Source organism: Roseibium sp. (genome assembly GCF_965232425.1).
GTDB lineage: Bacteria > Pseudomonadota > Alphaproteobacteria > Rhizobiales > Stappiaceae > Roseibium.
This window is the reverse complement of record NZ_OZ246971.1, coordinates 2292248-2306771: the sequence shown is the minus strand read 5'-3', so window position 1 is coordinate 2306771 and position 14524 is coordinate 2292248. Positions and strand designations below refer to the sequence as shown.

The 14524-nt window shown below is 61.4% G+C and carries 14 protein-coding genes; 8 read left to right on the top strand and 6 right to left on the bottom strand.

The features are described from left to right. The first annotated feature begins 28 nt into the window (after positions 1–28). The 3 genes from rsmI to gshB all read left to right on the top strand — a co-directional run bounded on the left by rsmI (position 29) and on the right by gshB (position 2867). Complete coding sequence (gene rsmI / locus ACO08A_RS10450) at positions 29–934, top strand: 16S rRNA (cytidine(1402)-2'-O)-methyltransferase (protein WP_422041023.1); 906 nt, start codon at positions 29–31, stop codon at positions 932–934. Between the two features lie 2 nt (positions 935–936). Continuing rightward, positions 937–1320, top strand: a complete 384-nt coding sequence (locus tag ACO08A_RS10445; protein ID WP_422041022.1) for a YraN family protein — start codon at positions 937–939, stop codon at positions 1318–1320. A gap of 602 nt (positions 1321–1922) precedes the next feature. Further along, positions 1923–2867: a glutathione synthase gene (gene gshB / locus ACO08A_RS10440; RefSeq protein WP_422041021.1), complete on the top strand. Its 945-nt coding sequence runs from the start codon at positions 1923–1925 to the stop codon at positions 2865–2867. Between the two features lie 415 nt (positions 2868–3282). Here gshB and hppD read toward each other — a convergent pair whose 3' ends face one another. After that, positions 3283–4395 (bottom strand): 4-hydroxyphenylpyruvate dioxygenase, encoded by a 1113-nt coding sequence (gene hppD, locus ACO08A_RS10435; RefSeq protein WP_422041020.1) that lies wholly within the window; start codon positions 4393–4395, stop codon positions 3283–3285. A gap of 126 nt (positions 4396–4521) precedes the next feature. On the opposite strand from hppD, the gene ACO08A_RS10430 reads away from it, so the two are divergent. Together ACO08A_RS10430 and ACO08A_RS10425 are read left to right on the top strand one after the other, a co-directional pair. Next, complete coding sequence (locus tag ACO08A_RS10430) at positions 4522–4989, top strand: Lrp/AsnC family transcriptional regulator (protein ID WP_422041019.1); 468 nt, start codon at positions 4522–4524, stop codon at positions 4987–4989. Positions 4990–5123: 134 nt separating this feature from the next. Beyond that, positions 5124–5873, top strand: a complete 750-nt coding sequence (locus ACO08A_RS10425) for a tellurite resistance TerB family protein (RefSeq protein ID WP_422041018.1) — start codon at positions 5124–5126, stop codon at positions 5871–5873. Between the two features lie 209 nt (positions 5874–6082). Here the strand turns inward: ACO08A_RS10425 and ACO08A_RS10420 are convergent, their stop codons facing one another. After that, the gene (locus tag ACO08A_RS10420; protein WP_422041017.1) at positions 6083–7186 is read right to left on the bottom strand and encodes a citrate synthase/methylcitrate synthase; all 1104 of its coding nucleotides are present in this window, start codon (positions 7184–7186) and stop codon (positions 6083–6085) included. 77 nt (positions 7187–7263) lie between these two features. On the opposite strand from ACO08A_RS10420, the gene ACO08A_RS10415 reads away from it, so the two are divergent. Together ACO08A_RS10415 and ACO08A_RS10410 are read left to right on the top strand one after the other, a co-directional pair. Continuing rightward, entirely contained in the window at positions 7264–8433 is a 1170-nt protein-coding gene (locus tag ACO08A_RS10415) for a citrate/2-methylcitrate synthase (protein WP_422041016.1), read from the top strand. Between the two features lie 151 nt (positions 8434–8584). Beyond that, entirely contained in the window at positions 8585–9478 is an 894-nt protein-coding gene (locus ACO08A_RS10410; protein ID WP_422041015.1) for an AEC family transporter, read from the top strand. On the opposite strand, the gene ACO08A_RS10405 is transcribed toward ACO08A_RS10410, so the two are convergent. The 4 genes from ACO08A_RS10405 to ACO08A_RS10390 form a co-directional block, all read right to left on the bottom strand. Then, positions 9460–9939 (bottom strand): GNAT family N-acetyltransferase, encoded by a 480-nt coding sequence (locus ACO08A_RS10405; protein WP_422041014.1) that lies wholly within the window; start codon positions 9937–9939, stop codon positions 9460–9462. The genes ACO08A_RS10410 and ACO08A_RS10405 overlap by 19 nt on opposite strands. 5 nt (positions 9940–9944) lie before the next feature. Beyond that, entirely contained in the window at positions 9945–10778 is an 834-nt protein-coding gene (locus ACO08A_RS10400) for an isocitrate lyase/PEP mutase family protein (protein ID WP_422041013.1), read from the bottom strand. A gap of 169 nt (positions 10779–10947) precedes the next feature. Continuing rightward, complete coding sequence (locus tag ACO08A_RS10395; protein WP_422041012.1) at positions 10948–11412, bottom strand: DUF1203 domain-containing protein; 465 nt, start codon at positions 11410–11412, stop codon at positions 10948–10950. A gap of 73 nt (positions 11413–11485) precedes the next feature. Then, complete coding sequence (locus tag ACO08A_RS10390) at positions 11486–12655, bottom strand: hypothetical protein (protein ID WP_422041011.1); 1170 nt, start codon at positions 12653–12655, stop codon at positions 11486–11488. 225 nt (positions 12656–12880) lie between these two features. Here ACO08A_RS10390 and ACO08A_RS10385 point away from each other — a divergent pair, with 225 nt between their 5' ends. Further along, positions 12881–14494: a GMC family oxidoreductase gene (locus ACO08A_RS10385; RefSeq protein WP_422041738.1), complete on the top strand. Its 1614-nt coding sequence runs from the start codon at positions 12881–12883 to the stop codon at positions 14492–14494. The last annotated feature ends 30 nt before the right edge of the window (positions 14495–14524 follow it).

Here is a 14524-nt window from a genome sequence, read left to right as displayed (position 1 = left end):
CGTCCGGCGGGGAGTGATGGGAGCTTTCATGGAGACCGACAAACGTTCGGAAAGGAATCGTTTCAGCCTGTCGGAGCACGCCTTTTCCGCGCCCAATCTGGAACCGGCGCTTTACATCGTGTCCACTCCGATCGGAAATCTCGGTGACATCACGGTCCGGGCACTGGAGACGCTGGCGGCCAGCAGCATGATCGCCTGCGAAGACACGCGCGTGACATCGACCCTCACCCAGAAGTTCGGGCTGAAAACGCCCCTCATTCCCTATCACGAACACAACGCGGAAAAGCAGAGACCGAAGATCCTGGCGGAGCTCGATGCCGGCAACGCGGTCGCGCTCGTGTCCGATGCGGGAACACCGCTGGTCTCCGATCCGGGCTACCGCCTCGTGCGCGGTGTCCTGGAAGCCGGCCACAAGGTGGTTCCGATCCCGGGCGCTTCCGCCCCGCTCGCCGGTCTCGTCGCCTCAGGCCTGCCGAGCGACACGGTGCTCTTCGCGGGCTTTCTGCCGCAAAAGGGCGGCCCGAAAACAAAACGGCTCGAGGACCTTGCGAAGGTGCCGGCAACGCTGGTTTTCTTCGAGTCCCCGCATCGCACGGCGGCGACGCTGGCAACGATGGCCGACGTGCTCGGCGGCACGCGCGAGGCCGTCGTCGCCCGCGAACTGACAAAACGTTTTGAAACCTTCGAACGCGGCACCTTGAGCGACCTCGCCGGGCGGTTCGAAGACACGGCCGTCAAGGGCGAAATCGTCATCCTCGTCGGCCCGCCGCAAGAACGGCCCGAGGCGGATGCGTCCGACTTGGACACGCTGCTCAAGGCCGCGCTTGACGAGATGCCGGTGAGTGCGGCCGCCAAGAAGGTCGCGAAGGCCACCGGGCTGGATCGCGGCGAGGTCTACAAGCGCGCACTGGACCTGAAATCGGGAGAACGGTGAGTTTGGGACAGACGGGGAAGCAGCCGGATACGCGCCGGAAGGCCCACAGGCTGGGGCTTTCCGCGGAAAGCCGGGCGGCCTGGTATCTGCGGCTCACCGGCTGGCGCATCCTGAAACGGCGCTACAGGACCAGGGCCGGCGAAATCGACCTGATCGCGAAGAAACGCAAGACGGTCGTTTTTGTCGAGGTCAAGGCCCGCAAGACCCGCGAAGCGGCCATGAACGCGGTCACCCCGGCCAGTCAGAAGCGGATCACGCGGGCGGCAAAGATCTTTGTGTCCGAGCATCCCAAGGCCGGGTTCTTCACGCTCAGGTTCGACGTCATCATCATCCGCCCCTGGGCCTTGCCCGAGCGGATCGAAAACGCGTTTGAGGCTTGGGAGTAGATTTGGGGCAATGGTCCGGACGCAAAAGCCGGGAACCTGCACCACTGAGGCCGGCATCGGCGTCGATACCATGGTCAGATCCACCGCTGTCCGGTTCAGAACATACACTCGAACTTATGCCGTTGAGAAAGCTGCGCAATTCCGATTAGCGCCAAGCCGGGATACGGTGTTTTCTCCCGGATTTGTCGTTCCGGTTTGTCGCATATGCGGCAACACCGGGAACCAGTATTCCCCAGGACTAGAAGTTAAAAGAAGAAGGAGAAACAAGTGGCTACTGGGTTCCGGCCTTCCGCTGCGCTCCAGCCGGAATGACAAGTTAATTGACTGGGGATTGCCTCTCTCCGCAGGATGAGGCTTTGCGGAACAAGCCCGGCCAATAAGGCGTCGTTACCAACGACCTCATTCCGAGGAAGCGCGGAGGCGCTGTCTCGAAGGATGGGCCGCCAAGGCCGGAACCGGCAACAGCCTGCGAACGGAAAGTGCAACGCCGGAATGCTCCACAAGGTCACCCACTGGACAAAGACGCATCGCCACCGCATATCTGGACCAAACGATCTAGTATCCCCCTGCGCCTGTCGGGCGCGCCCGCCGGGAGTTGCCTCATGGCCTTGAAAATAGCGGTCCAGATGGACCACATCTCGACAATCAACATTGCCGGCGACAGTGCCTTTGCGATGATGCTGGAAGCGCAGGCGCGCGGCCATGCGCTTTACCACTACACGCCCGACCGGCTCGCGCTGCGCGGCGATGAGGTTTTTTGCGCGTTGGAGCCTGTCGAGGTGCGCGACGAAAAGGGCAACCACTTCACGCTTGGCGAGCGCACGCGCATGGATATGCGCGAGATGGATGTCGTCCTGATGCGCCAGGATCCGCCCTTCGACCTCTCCTACATTGCCGCGACACATATCCTGGAAAAGATCCATCCCGACACACTGGTCGTGAACGATCCCGGCGAAGTCCGCAACGCGCCGGAAAAGCTGTTCGTGACCGAATTTCCCGACCTGATGCCGCCGACGCTCATAACCAAGGACAGGGCCGAGATTGATCTGTTCCGCGAGGAATACGGCGACATCGTCATGAAGCCGCTCTTCGGACATGGCGGCGCGGCGGTGTTCCGGATCACCCGGGACGACCTGAACTACGGCTCCCTTTACGATTTCTTCGACGCCACTTTCCGTGAGCCCTGGGTCATCCAGCAGTTCCTGCCCAACGTGAAGCATGGCGACAAGCGCATTCTGCTGGTCGACGGCACGTTTGCGGGCGCGGTCAACCGTGTCCCGGCCGCGGGTGATCTGCGTTCCAACATGGTCCGGGGCGGCGCGCCGACCGACAGCGACCTCACGGACAGGGAGCGCGAGATCTGCGCCCGCCTCGGTCCGTCGCTCAAGCAGAAGGGCCTCATCCTCGTCGGCATCGACGTGATCGACGGCATGCTGACCGAGATCAACGTCACCGCTCCGACCGGCATCCGCGCGATCCGCAATCTCGGCGGACCGGACGTTGCAGCGATGGTCTGGGACGTGCTGGAGGCCAGGGTCAAGGGGTGAGGAACGCTCGACTGTTTTGGGCGCGTATTTGCAGTTTTTCAAAAAAAAACCTCCGCGCGAACGCGGAGGTGAAAGTTAGTGTGCTTAGACAATGCAACAGAGGGCCTCACGGCAACCTCTGTCTGTAAAACCCACCGAGGCCATTGTTCTTCCTCGAAAAATCAAAAAAAATTCAAAAAAATAATGCGTGCATAAAGCGCGATTGAAAAACACGAAAAGATTCAGCAACTTAGCGAAATGATAACTGTAATTCATTCAGAAAAATATTTTAAATACAATTACTTAGTCAACATGGAGTTGTAGGTGATTGTGGCGCTGGAACGGCGCTGAGGAGTTCATTTGAAGGCAGACAGGCCGCTTCCGGCACGGGAAGCGGCCTCAGGTCCGATGACGAGTTGCCGGAAGCGGCAGCGCCTTATTCGGCAGCTTCCGTTTTCAGGATGCCGCGGCGGATCTGGTCTTCCTCGATGGACTCGAAAAGCGCGCGGAAATTGCCTTCGCCGAACCCCTCGTCGCCCTTCCGCTGGATGAACTCGAAGAAGATCGGCCCGATCACGGTCTTCGAGAAAATCTGCAACAGGATCTTCGTCATGCCACCATCGACGACGCCCTCGCCGTCGATCAGGATGCCGTGCTGCTTCATCCGCTCCAGCGGCTCGTCGTGGCCCTGGACGCGATCATGCGACATCTCGTAATAGGTCGCAGGCGGACCCGGCATGAACTTCAGATCGTTGGCTGCCAGCCGGTCCGTGCTGTCGTAGATAGTGTCGGTGCCAACCGCGATGTGCTGGATACCCTCCCCGCGATACTTCTTCAGATATTCCTCGATCTGGCTGGTGTCGTCCTTGGATTCGTTCAGCGGAATGCGGATCTTGCCGCACGGGCTGGTGATCGCGCGGCTGACGAGGCCGGTGATGCGTCCGTCGATATCGAAGAAGTGGATCTGCTTGAAGTTGAACAGCGTCCGGTAGAAATCCCACCACTTGTCCATGTTGCCGCGATAGACGTTGTGGGTCAGGTGGTCGAGATAGTAAAAGCCGACCCCCTCCGGCTTGGGATTGGTCTCGCCGAGCCAGTCGAATGCGTCCGTATAGGCCGACCCCTTGTCGCCATAGGTGTCGACGAAATAAAGCAGCGATCCGCCGATGCCGACGATGGCCGGAACGTCCAGGGTCTTGTCGCTGCCCTCATATGGCGTCGCACCGTTGGCAACGGCATGGTCGAAGGCGTGTTTTGCATCGACGACCCGCCAGGCCATGGCCGGTGCGCACGGACCGTGCTCTTCGACGAAACGCATGCCATGGCTGCCGGGTTCCGCGTTCAGGACGTAGGTGATGTCGCCCTGGCGATAGAGCGTGATGTTCTTTGACGTGTGTCTTGCAACCGGCACGTAGCCCATCCGCTGGAACAGCGCGTCCAGCTTTTCCGGCTCCGGGTGGGCAAACTCGACGAATTCGAAGCCGTCCGTACCGGCCGGATTCTGCGGCGTGATCCGGGCTGGCGGCGCGTTATGCGGGAACGGTCCCATGCCGTCTCTCCTTCAAATGAGCTTTGTTCAGGAAAGAGTGCCTCAAACGCCGCGCAGGGTGTGTGCAATTCACGTGAAAATGCGTATGGTGGTGCACGGAAATTGCCAAAAAACGGGATTGAATGCATGACTGGTGCATGGGATGGCTTTGACTTGAAACTCATGACCGCGTTGCAGGAGAACGCGGCGCTAACGAATGCGGAGCTTGGCGACTTGATCGGTCTGTCCGCAAGCCAGGTGTCCCGCCGCCGTCAGAAGCTGGAAGAGGCAGGCGTGATCCGCCGTTACCGCGCGGCTCTGGACCCGGAAGCGCTCGGGCTCATGGTAACCGCCTATGTCGGCGTGACGCTCGGCGCGCACAGCCATGAGAATGCCCGCAAGTTCCGCAACATGGTCACGGCCATGCCGGAAGTGCAGGAGGCCTACACACTCACGGGAGACGTGGACTACATGCTGAAAATCGTGGTCGCGGATCTGAAGAAACTCAGCCGGATCATCAACGACGATCTTCTGCCCCAGGAGGCCGTGCAGCATGTGAGGTCGTCTATCGCGATGGAAACACTCAAGGACGACAATCTGCTGCCGCTCGGATAGCGTCTTCAGCCAGACGGACCGGCGGTCTTGTTTGTGTATGCAAATGTAACGCAAACTTGCGCACCCTGAAGAAAGCACCATCTGTTAGGGCAATTGTGATTTGCCCCGGAAGGGGTCGTTAAAGGGAGCACTTCATGTTTGACGCGAAATCCTTGCTGGACCAGTTTCTCGGCGGCCAGTCCGGCAATCAGTATGGCGGCCAGGGCGGGGCGGCGCAGCGGGGCGGCGGATCGGGTGATCTGCTCTCGCAGGGCAAGGATTTCCTGTCTTCCCAGGGTGGCGGCCTGGCGCTCGGCGGTCTCGCCGGGCTGATGCTCGGTTCGAAATCCGGGCGCAAGATGGGCAAGAAGGCGGTCACATACGGCGGTCTCGCGCTCGTCGCAGGACTCGCTTACAAGGCCTATCAGGGTCACAAGGCAAACCAGCAGAATGCGCCGCGTCCGCAATATCCCCAGGACGAACCGATCCCGCTCGAGGCGCCACGCGGCACCGCCTTCGATCCGGCACAGCAGCCGGGCGGCGAAAATGCCTTCGCGGTCGCGCTGCTGACGGCGATGGTCTCAGCGGCCAAGGCCGACGGGCACATCGACCGGGAGGAACAGGACCGGATCTTTGCGAAGATCGACGAAGCGGGTCTCGACAGCGAAGCCAAGGCCTTCCTGATGGACGAGCTGAGATCGCCGCTGGACCTGGACAAGGTCGTCGCCTCCGCGACCTGCCCCGAAACTGCCGCCGAGATCTACGCGGCCTCGCGCCTTGCCATCGATCCCGACCACCCGGCCGAACGCGCCTATCTGCAGATGCTGGCGGCCCGCCTCGGCCTGGAGCAAGGTCTCATCGACGAGATCGAGCTCGCCGTGCGCGAAGCCGAAATGGCCGGATAGGAGTTTCCGCCGTCCTCGTACTGGCGGAACACAGTTCAAGCCTCTGTTTAATCCCGGGTCATGCCATGGCTCGACCATGGCATCCATTCCGTTGCGTTTCCGGTTGCTCAGGGTTTCGTTGCCGGGACGTATCGGCATGGATTGCCGGATCAGGTCCGGCAATGACTAGCAAGAAACTGAAATGACCGGTTCAAACGCCTTTCGTCGCATCAGTCCGGCATCGGCCCTGCATAATGCGATGCCGGACGGATGAGTTTACCGGTGTCTTGCTGTTCGATCACATGCGCGCACCAGCCGGCAGCACGGCCCGTGGCGAAGAGCGGCGTGAACAGCGTCCGGTCGATGCCGATCGCGTCCAGAAGAACGGCCGTGTAGAACTCCACATTGGTGTCCAGAGGGCGGTCCGGCTTGGCCGACTTGAGGGCGGCGAGTGCCGCCGCCTCGATTTTTTCCGCGAGCTGCACCTTCGGATTGTCCCGGCTCAGCTGCCGCAGGCCGTCTTTCAGGACGTCGGCCCGTGGATCCCGGGTCCGGTAGATCCGGTGCCCGAAGCCCATCAGACGTTCCTTGCGCGCCAGCGCCTGCCTGATCCAGCTTTCGGCATTACCGGGTTCTCCGATCGCATCGATCATGTCCAGAACCGGTCCCGGCGCACCGCCATGCAGCGGGCCGCTCAACGCCCCCATGGCGCCCAGGACGGCCTGCTTCATGCTTGCCTGCGTCGAGCCGATCACCCGGGCCGTGAAAGTCGATGCGTTGAGACCGTGATCGAGAATGGTGACCAGATACCGATCGAGGGCATCCGTGTGTGCAGTGGCGGGCGTTTCCCCGGTGAGCATGCGCAAGATGTCGGCGGCCGTCGAAAGCGTGCTGTCCGGGGCAAGCGTCCTCTGGCCGGTCGAAATCCTGTGTGAGGTTGCCAGGAAGACGGACAGGGCGCCAATGATCGACACGGCTTCCGGAACGCCCGGTTTCGGCTGAAGTGCGGCAAGGCCAAGCTGCATCCGTTCCAGGACCGGCAGGCTTTCCGGCGCGCTCTCCAGAACGGGAACAAGCGAAAAGGCTGCAATCCGTGCCTCGCCCAGCGAGGTTTTCAGCGATTGAGCGTCGACGGGGTCGACGTCTTGCCACAGGTGCGCGATCGCCTGTTCGAACGAAACCCGGCCTGCAAGATCCTCGATTCTCCGGCCGCGCAGCACCAGCACGCCGTTCTGGCCGTCGACGTCGCTTAGCTGTGTCGTGGCGGCGACAACCCCGTCGAGACCGGCTGTCGGGTCCTGTTTCATCTGAGCCGGATTTGGCACTTCTGTCATGGTCAGCTCCTTCTTTGGGTGTGCTCAGATAGATGAAAAGAATTGCATTGATCAATGTTGACAATTACAATCAATGTATGAGCACGCCCATTTTTCTTTCTGCCAAGGAAGCCGCAACGGAGCTCGGCGTACAGCCGGCAACGCTTTACGCCTATGTCAGCCGCGGTCTGATTTCCTCAGTTGCCGGTCCGGGCAAAAAGCGTCGGTATGATGCCGCGGACGTCCGCCGCCTCAAGGGCCGCCGGCAGGTCGAGGACCATACGGGTGCGCGGCCGCTGACCGGCGATCCGGTGCTTGAGACCGAACTCACGCTGATTTCGGACGTGGGCCCGGTTTACCGGGGCAGGCTGGCGACGGATCTCGCCGGGACATCCACGCTGGAGAGCGTCGCAACGCTTCTCTGGGCCTCACCCGACGACCCTTTCGCCGGCAATGTCCCGCAGGACCCGCCGGTAATGCCGGACGGTCTCGCGCCGCTGGACCGGCTGATGATGGCGCTGGCGGCCTGGCCATTGCAGGACAGGGCCGCCTTCACGCTTGCTCCGCGCTTGCTCCAGACAAAGGGAGCGGCCCTGTTGCGCTATTGCGTCGCCGCTCTCCTCGATCAGCAACCGGTCGCCGTTCCGATCCACACCCAGATCGCCGATGCCTTCAAGGTGTCTGCCGGTGCGAAGAATGTGATCAGGGCCGCACTGGTTCTATGCGCCGATCATGAACTCAACACCAGCGCCTTCGCCGCGCGCTGCGCGGCCTCCACGCGCGCGCCCCTGCATGCGGCGCTGCTGTCCGGCCTCGGAGCCTTTGCCGGTCCGCGCCACGGCGCGGCACCTGACAGGGCGGCGGCATGGCTTGCTGAAATCCAGTCCGAGACCGACATCGAGCAGGCCCTGGCGGACCGGCTGGCGCGTGGTGAAACATTGCCCGGCTTCGGCCACTCCGTTTATCAGGACCGGGATCCGCGTGCCGATTGTCTTCTGGACATTCTCTTGCGAACCGAACCGGACAATCCGTTCGTCGCGCGTCTGCCGGACATGATCACGGCAGCCGACGACCTGTTCGGCTTGCCGCCGAACATCGATTTCGCGCTGGCAGCCATCCAGAAGACCTATAGCCTGCCGAAGGATGCAGCCAAGATCATCTTCTGCGCCGGCAGGATCACGGGCTGGATCGCGCATGCGCTGGAACAGTATGCGGCCCACGAGAAGATCCGGCCTCGCGCCGCCTACGTTGGCGAACGGCCGGAATAGATGTGCCCCGCGCTTGCTTCGGCAAAGGTGCAAATCCTAGATGTGCAGTCCAAAAAGGTTGTTCACTCGCATTGAATTCTTGAGACTGGTTGGTGACCAAACCTAATCAGCTTCTGGATCGATGGAATGAACAAGGGAGGGGAGAAGAGGCATGACCGGGATCATTGAACATGTCGCCAATGTCATGGTGCCGGTGCTGCTCTGCGTCCTGCTCGGCTATGCCCTGGCCTGGTTCAAGGCCCCGTACGACCGGAAACTCTTCGGGTCGCTTGTCTCCAACGTGGGCTATCCGACCCTGATCCTGTCTCACCTGGCAAAGGAACATATCCAGCTCGGGACCTTTCTGTCGGTGCTTGGCGCGGCGCTCGCGATGGTCGTGATTTTCGGTACTCTCGGCTTTCTCGTGCTGAAACTGATGCGGATTTCGATCAGGGCCTACCTGGCCCCAATGATGCTGTCCAATGTCGGCAATATCGGCCTGCCGGTCGCAACGCTGGCCTTCGGGGCGCAAGGCGGAGCCGTCGCCATCGGTTTCATCGTCGTTGTGCTGACGGCGATCTTCACGATCGGCATCGCGATCCCCATGGGGCGCCCGGACTTCAAGGCGCTTGCCCGGCAGCCGGTGATCTATGCCGTGATCCTGGCGCTTGTGTTGCTCGCGACCGGCTGGAAGATCCCCGGTCCCGTTGACCAGAGCCTCGAGATCCTGGGAGGGCTCGCCATTCCCATCATGCTGCTCACGCTTGGGCACAGTCTCGAGACGCTGAAATTGAGCGGTGTTTCACGCGCGGTTCTCCTGTCCCTGATCCATATCGGCATCTCGGCGGTGGCAGCCTTTGCCATTACATCTGTTCTGCCGCTGGATGCGAAGATCGAGAGCGTGATCGTGCTGCTGTGCTTCATGCCGCCCTCCGTCGCGACCTATCTGGCAATTTCCCAGCATCAGCCCGATCACGCTGAAGGCGTGGCCGCGTTCATATTCGTCTCCACATGCCTGACACTGGTCACGCTGCCGATTGTCCTGACCTACTGGGCGACGGGCTGAAGCCTGTAAGCGAAGTGGACGATGCGCTTGTCGCCGCGCTGCTCCTCGTGGAGTTCCGTCCATCCGGCGCGCTTGTACCAGGCCCTGTTGTCATGCATCAGGACATTGGTGTAGAGGCGAAGCTCGTCGAAGCCGAGGTCCCGCGCGCGTGCGTAAGCCCAGTGCAGCATCTGCCGTCCGAGCCCTTCGCCCTGCCGGTCCGGATCCACGGCGACGCTCTCGATCAGAAGGTGATCGTCCCCGGGAACAAGAACGAGGCTCGCGCCGATGCCGGCCGCGCTTCGCACGACCCACACATCGGCATTTCCGATCAGGGCGGCATAGTCCGCCGTCATCGGCAGCGGCACCGCGTTCATGATCGGAATGAACCTTTCATAGGCGCGCCGGGCAAGTTCGGTGAGCGCCGACGCGTCCTCCGGTCGCGCCCGTTCCGGGTCCTTGCCCGGCCTGTTCCCGCCCATCCCGCTCAGGGCCGGGCCTTCATGAACGATTCAAAATCGCTCATGCCTTGCGCCCGGTCGAAACATCCGAAGGCGCCGCCATCTTTCATGTCCTCGGCCGCCGCGACAAACGCCCCGAGCGCGATGCGCGCAAGTCCGGCACCGATCGAGACCCGCGCAACGCCCAGGTCCGCGAGTTCCTTCCGGGTCAGGTGAAAATTTTTGCGTCCCGCGAGGATGTTGACCGGCTTGTTGACCGCGGCAAGCACCGCCGCGATCTGGTCCTTGTCCTTGAGTTGCGGTGCATAGAGGCAGTCCGCGCCCGCATCGGCGAAGGCATTCAGGCGCTTGATCGTTTCATCAAGCTCGAATTGTGTTTTCACCGGACCTTCGCTGCGCGCGGTCAAGACAAAATCCGGCGAAGCGCTCAGTTTCGCATCGACGGCGGCCTTGATCCGGTCGACAGCCGCATCGAGCGGATAGTAGGGCGCGTGCGGGTCGGTGGTGTAGTCCTCGATCGAGCATCCTGCCAGCCCGACGTCTATGGCGCCTCTGATCGTCTCGGCGACCTCGTCCGGGCTGTGTCCGAACCCGTTTTCAAGATCGCCGTTCACCGGCAGGCTGGTGGCGCTGATGATGTCGGCGGCGTGGGCGAGTGCGTCGTCGCGGGTGATATGACCCTCGGCGTCGCGCACGCCCTTGGTCCAGGCGAAGCCTGCGCTTGAGGTCGCCAGTGCATCGAACCGCATTCCATCGAGAATGCGGGCAGAACCGATGTCAAAGGGATTGGGCATGAGGAATGCCCGCCCTTTTTCGTGCAGGGCCCTGAAAGCGGCGCAACGGTCGGCGGCGGTCTGCATGGCGCAATTCTCCCTTTGGTTGTCGAAACCGGATCTGTCATCCCAAGTTTAGCACGAGATGCGGTCCCGGGACCGGACGCTTCCAAAACAAGCGCCCGGATGCCAGCACCAGTTTACCCAAAAAGAAGGAACCGGTTTGACGCGCAAGGCGAGGCCCGAAGGAAAAACTCTATGCGCCTGCCCGGGTCACCTTGGCGGCGAAACAACCCCGCTTTGCGAAATGGAGGTGCAGATAATCCACCTCCGCATTGCCTAGGAATGTCGAGATCAGCCCGGTCACCTCCGAACCGTCGATGACATCGGCGTCAACGATTTCGTGCTCCGCGTTGAAGGCGCGCACGGATAGCAGCCGGCTTGCAATGGATGGGGGAACAACACCGGGGGCCGGACGGTTCTCCAGCGCCCCGTCACCGACATAGATCGCATGGCGCGAGCGATAGGGGGTTTCGCCGGGTTGATGTTCGAAGTTCAGAAGGAACACGCGCTGTCCTTCTGCAAGGTCGGTCAGGGACACCCGGCAGGGTGCTCCGCCATCGGATACGTGCACTTGAATATTCCTGAGCGCAAGTTCGTCGTCCGGGAGCCCGTAAAGATGGGAAAACGCGCTCTCCGGCAGGGGATTGATCTGAAACATGGAACGTCTCCTCAGTTCGTCTGAGGCGACCTTAAAAACGGGTCACCCGCAAGGCGACCCGATTTGCGAGCCCCTATTGCGTGACGGTCTGCTGCCGGTGCCAGCCGACAAGCAGGATCATGCCGAGGATCACCAGATACGGCAGATGGAACCGCGTTTCATAGTGCGGGAACACGATGTATTTGGCGCAGATTGACGTGAAGGCCGCATAAAGCAGCACTTTCGACCGGAGATCCAGACGGTCGGGTGAAATGCACTTCGCGAAGAAGAGCACTAGCCCGAACAGAACCGCGACCCAGGTGAAGCCCATGACGGCCCTGACCGTCGACCGGACGAGCATTTCGACGTAGGTAACCATGGAAAAGGGTGGATCGAAATCCTTCAGTGTCGGCACGTATTCGATATGGGTGAACCACATGTGGATCCACCAGCCCGGGTGATCCGCACCGCGCGTCAGCCAGACATAGATCCCCAGGCAGGCTGCGAAGCAGGCTATCATCGCCCAGCGTCCCGGTCCGTAGATGGCGGCGAACACGAAGAACACGCCGACAAAGGCAAGATGATCCGGCCGCACGAGAAAGGCGCAAATGAGCGCAAGCGCCGCCGCTATGTCCCATTTTTCCAGATAGAAGAAGGCCGCCAGCAACAGGAAGAATGTCGCGTAGAGATCCGGCGAAACGAGTTGGGCCGCGTAGCCGAAGCTGCACAGCATGAGGAAGGCGGCGACAACGGGCCCGTGGGCCAGTGTTCCGGTCCTGCCGAGCCAGACCAGCAAAACCGCGCCGACGGCAAGGACCGACAGGAGCGAGATCAGCCGGAACGCCTCAACGGTACCGGTGACGCCAGAGAAAAGACGCGCGGTTTCGACATAGAGCACCTTGAGCCGGTAGAAACCGAGCATCGTTTCAAAGGCGTCCGCATCCTGCGCCTGATGGACACGATATGGGCGGTCCTCGGTCAGCGTGACATATTCACCGTCGCTGACATTGGCCTTCACGAGCGCGTAGGTCTTTGCATGCAGGTCTGCGCTATCGGTCGTGTCCGGCTCGATCGCGGTCGCCGTATAGGCCAGCATGTCCCAGTTCGAGACCGGGAACACCTGCACCACGGCCGCCGTCATCAGGATGAACAGGCACAGCACAGCCGCTCCGAGCCAGCTCCGCAGCGGACGGTAGATGCGGCTTGCAATACCGAATGCGGTCAGGAAAACACCTTCCAGACTACGTTGTGCAAAGTTGGACATGTCGTGAGCCTCGCCTGCGGAACCGCTTCCTTTGTCGCAAGGTCTCGTAAGAAATACGTAAACGGCCATAGGGTCCGTACCCTAGTGTCCGGCTTCATCTATAGGCGGCTTCGACCTTTGCCTGTGACAAAAATCTTTTCCGGTGCGATCTTATTCATCCAGCGGATAACTTGACCGGACACTGTCGCTCGTGCCTCCATCCGGGAAACGGGTATTGGAGGAATGATGCACGACCTCGGGGCATGGGATTACGTAATTGTCGGTGCGGGAACCGCGGGCTGCGTGCTGGCGAACCGCCTGTCGGAAGATCCCGATGTCAAGGTGCTGCTCCTGGAAGCGGGCAAGCGCGACAACTACGTCTGGGTGCACATACCGGTCGGATATCTCTACTGCATCGGCAATCCCCGGGTCGACTGGGGCTTCAAGACCGGAGCCGAAAAGGGCCTGAACGGCCGGTCGCTGCTCTATCCGCGCGGCAAGGTGCTCGGTGGCTGTTCCTCGATCAACGGCATGATCTACATGCGTGGACAGGCCTGGGACTACGATCACTGGCGCCAGCTCGGGCTGACCGGATGGGGCTGGGAAGACGTCCTGCCCTATTTCAGGAAATCGGAAGATCACTATGCCCTGGACGACGACATGCACGGCCAGGGCGGGAACCTGCGCGTGGAAGAGCAGCGCATGTCCTGGGAGATCCTCGATGCGTTCCGGGACGCCTGCGAACAGACCGGTATTCCCAAGACCGCCGATTTCAACACGGGCGACAATTTCGGATCGGCCTATTTTCAGGTCAACCAGAAATCGGGGCTGCGCTGGAATGGCGCAAAAGCCTTCTTGCGCCCGGCGCAGAACCGCTCGAATCTCAAGGTGCTGACCGAGGCACATGCCGAACGCATCGACTTTGAGAACGGCAAGGCGCGCGGACTGACGCTCGACGTCGCGGGTGAGCCGGCCACCTTGCGTGTGGACGGCGAACTGGTTCTCTCGGCGGGTTCCATCGGCTCGCCGCAACTGCTTGAACTGTCCGGGATCGGCAATTCCGAAATCCTGAAAAACGCCGGGATAGAACCGCGCGCGGAAAACCGCAATGTCGGGGAGAACCTGCAGGACCACCTGCAGCTGCGCCCGATTTTCAAGGTCAGGAACACCCTGACGCTGAACCAGATGGCGGGCAACTGGGTCGGCAAGGCGAAGATCGGGCTCGAATATCTGCTCAAGCGGTCCGGCCCCATGTCGATGGCCCCCAGTCAGCTGGGAGCGTTTGCGAAGACCGATCCGTCCTTTGAAACGCCGAATGTGCAATACCACGTGCAGCCGCTGTCCCTGCCGAAATTCGGCGAACCGCTGCATCCCTTTCCGGCGGTGACGGCAAGCGTCTGCAATCTCCGGCCCGAAAGCCGTGGCCATGTTCACATCACGACCGCGAACAAATCCGATCATCCCGAGATCCTGCCGAATTATCTCTCTGCGGAAGCCGACAAGCGGGTTGCCGCGGACGCGATCCGGCTGACCCGGCGGATCATGGCGGCCCCCGCCATGCAGCCGTTCGAGCCGGAAGAGTTTCTGCCGGGACCGGATCTGACCGACGAAGAGGATCTGGTGAAGGCTGCCGGCGAGATCGGCACCACCATTTTTCACCCGGTGAGCACCTGCCGGATGGGCACCGACGATGCTTCGGTGGTGGACGGACGCCTCAAGCTGCGCGGATTTGACAACATCCGTGTGATCGATGCCTCCGTCATGCCGACGATCACCTCTGGAAACACCAATGCGCCAACAATCATGATCGCGGAAAAGGGTGCCGACATGATCAGGGAAGATCGCCGCGCAACGACTTGAGGGCGCTGTTGCACTCCACCTGCCGATGAG

Bases quoted from the DNA above. Each gene is read 5' to 3' on its own strand.
- rsmI (WP_422041023.1), top strand. From the start codon at position 29: ATGGAGACCGACAAACGTTCGGAAAGGAATCGTTTCAGCCTGTCGGAG.
- gshB (WP_422041021.1), top strand. From the start codon at position 1,923: ATGGCCTTGAAAATAGCGGTCCAGATGGACCACATCTCGACAATCAAC.
- hppD (WP_422041020.1), bottom strand. From the start codon at position 4,395: ATGGGACCGTTCCCGCATAACGCGCCGCCAGCCCGGATCACGCCGCAG.
- ACO08A_RS10430 (WP_422041019.1), top strand. From the start codon at position 4,522: ATGACTGGTGCATGGGATGGCTTTGACTTGAAACTCATGACCGCGTTG.
- ACO08A_RS10425 (WP_422041018.1), top strand. From the start codon at position 5,124: ATGTTTGACGCGAAATCCTTGCTGGACCAGTTTCTCGGCGGCCAGTCC.
- ACO08A_RS10420 (WP_422041017.1), bottom strand. From the start codon at position 7,186: ATGACAGAAGTGCCAAATCCGGCTCAGATGAAACAGGACCCGACAGCC.
- ACO08A_RS10415 (WP_422041016.1), top strand. From the start codon at position 7,264: ATGAGCACGCCCATTTTTCTTTCTGCCAAGGAAGCCGCAACGGAGCTC.
- ACO08A_RS10410 (WP_422041015.1), top strand. From the start codon at position 8,585: ATGACCGGGATCATTGAACATGTCGCCAATGTCATGGTGCCGGTGCTG.
- ACO08A_RS10405 (WP_422041014.1), bottom strand. From the start codon at position 9,939: ATGGGCGGGAACAGGCCGGGCAAGGACCCGGAACGGGCGCGACCGGAG.
- ACO08A_RS10400 (WP_422041013.1), bottom strand. From the start codon at position 10,778: ATGCAGACCGCCGCCGACCGTTGCGCCGCTTTCAGGGCCCTGCACGAA.
- ACO08A_RS10395 (WP_422041012.1), bottom strand. From the start codon at position 11,412: ATGTTTCAGATCAATCCCCTGCCGGAGAGCGCGTTTTCCCATCTTTAC.
- ACO08A_RS10390 (WP_422041011.1), bottom strand. From the start codon at position 12,655: ATGTCCAACTTTGCACAACGTAGTCTGGAAGGTGTTTTCCTGACCGCA.
- ACO08A_RS10385 (WP_422041738.1), top strand. From the start codon at position 12,881: ATGCACGACCTCGGGGCATGGGATTACGTAATTGTCGGTGCGGGAACC.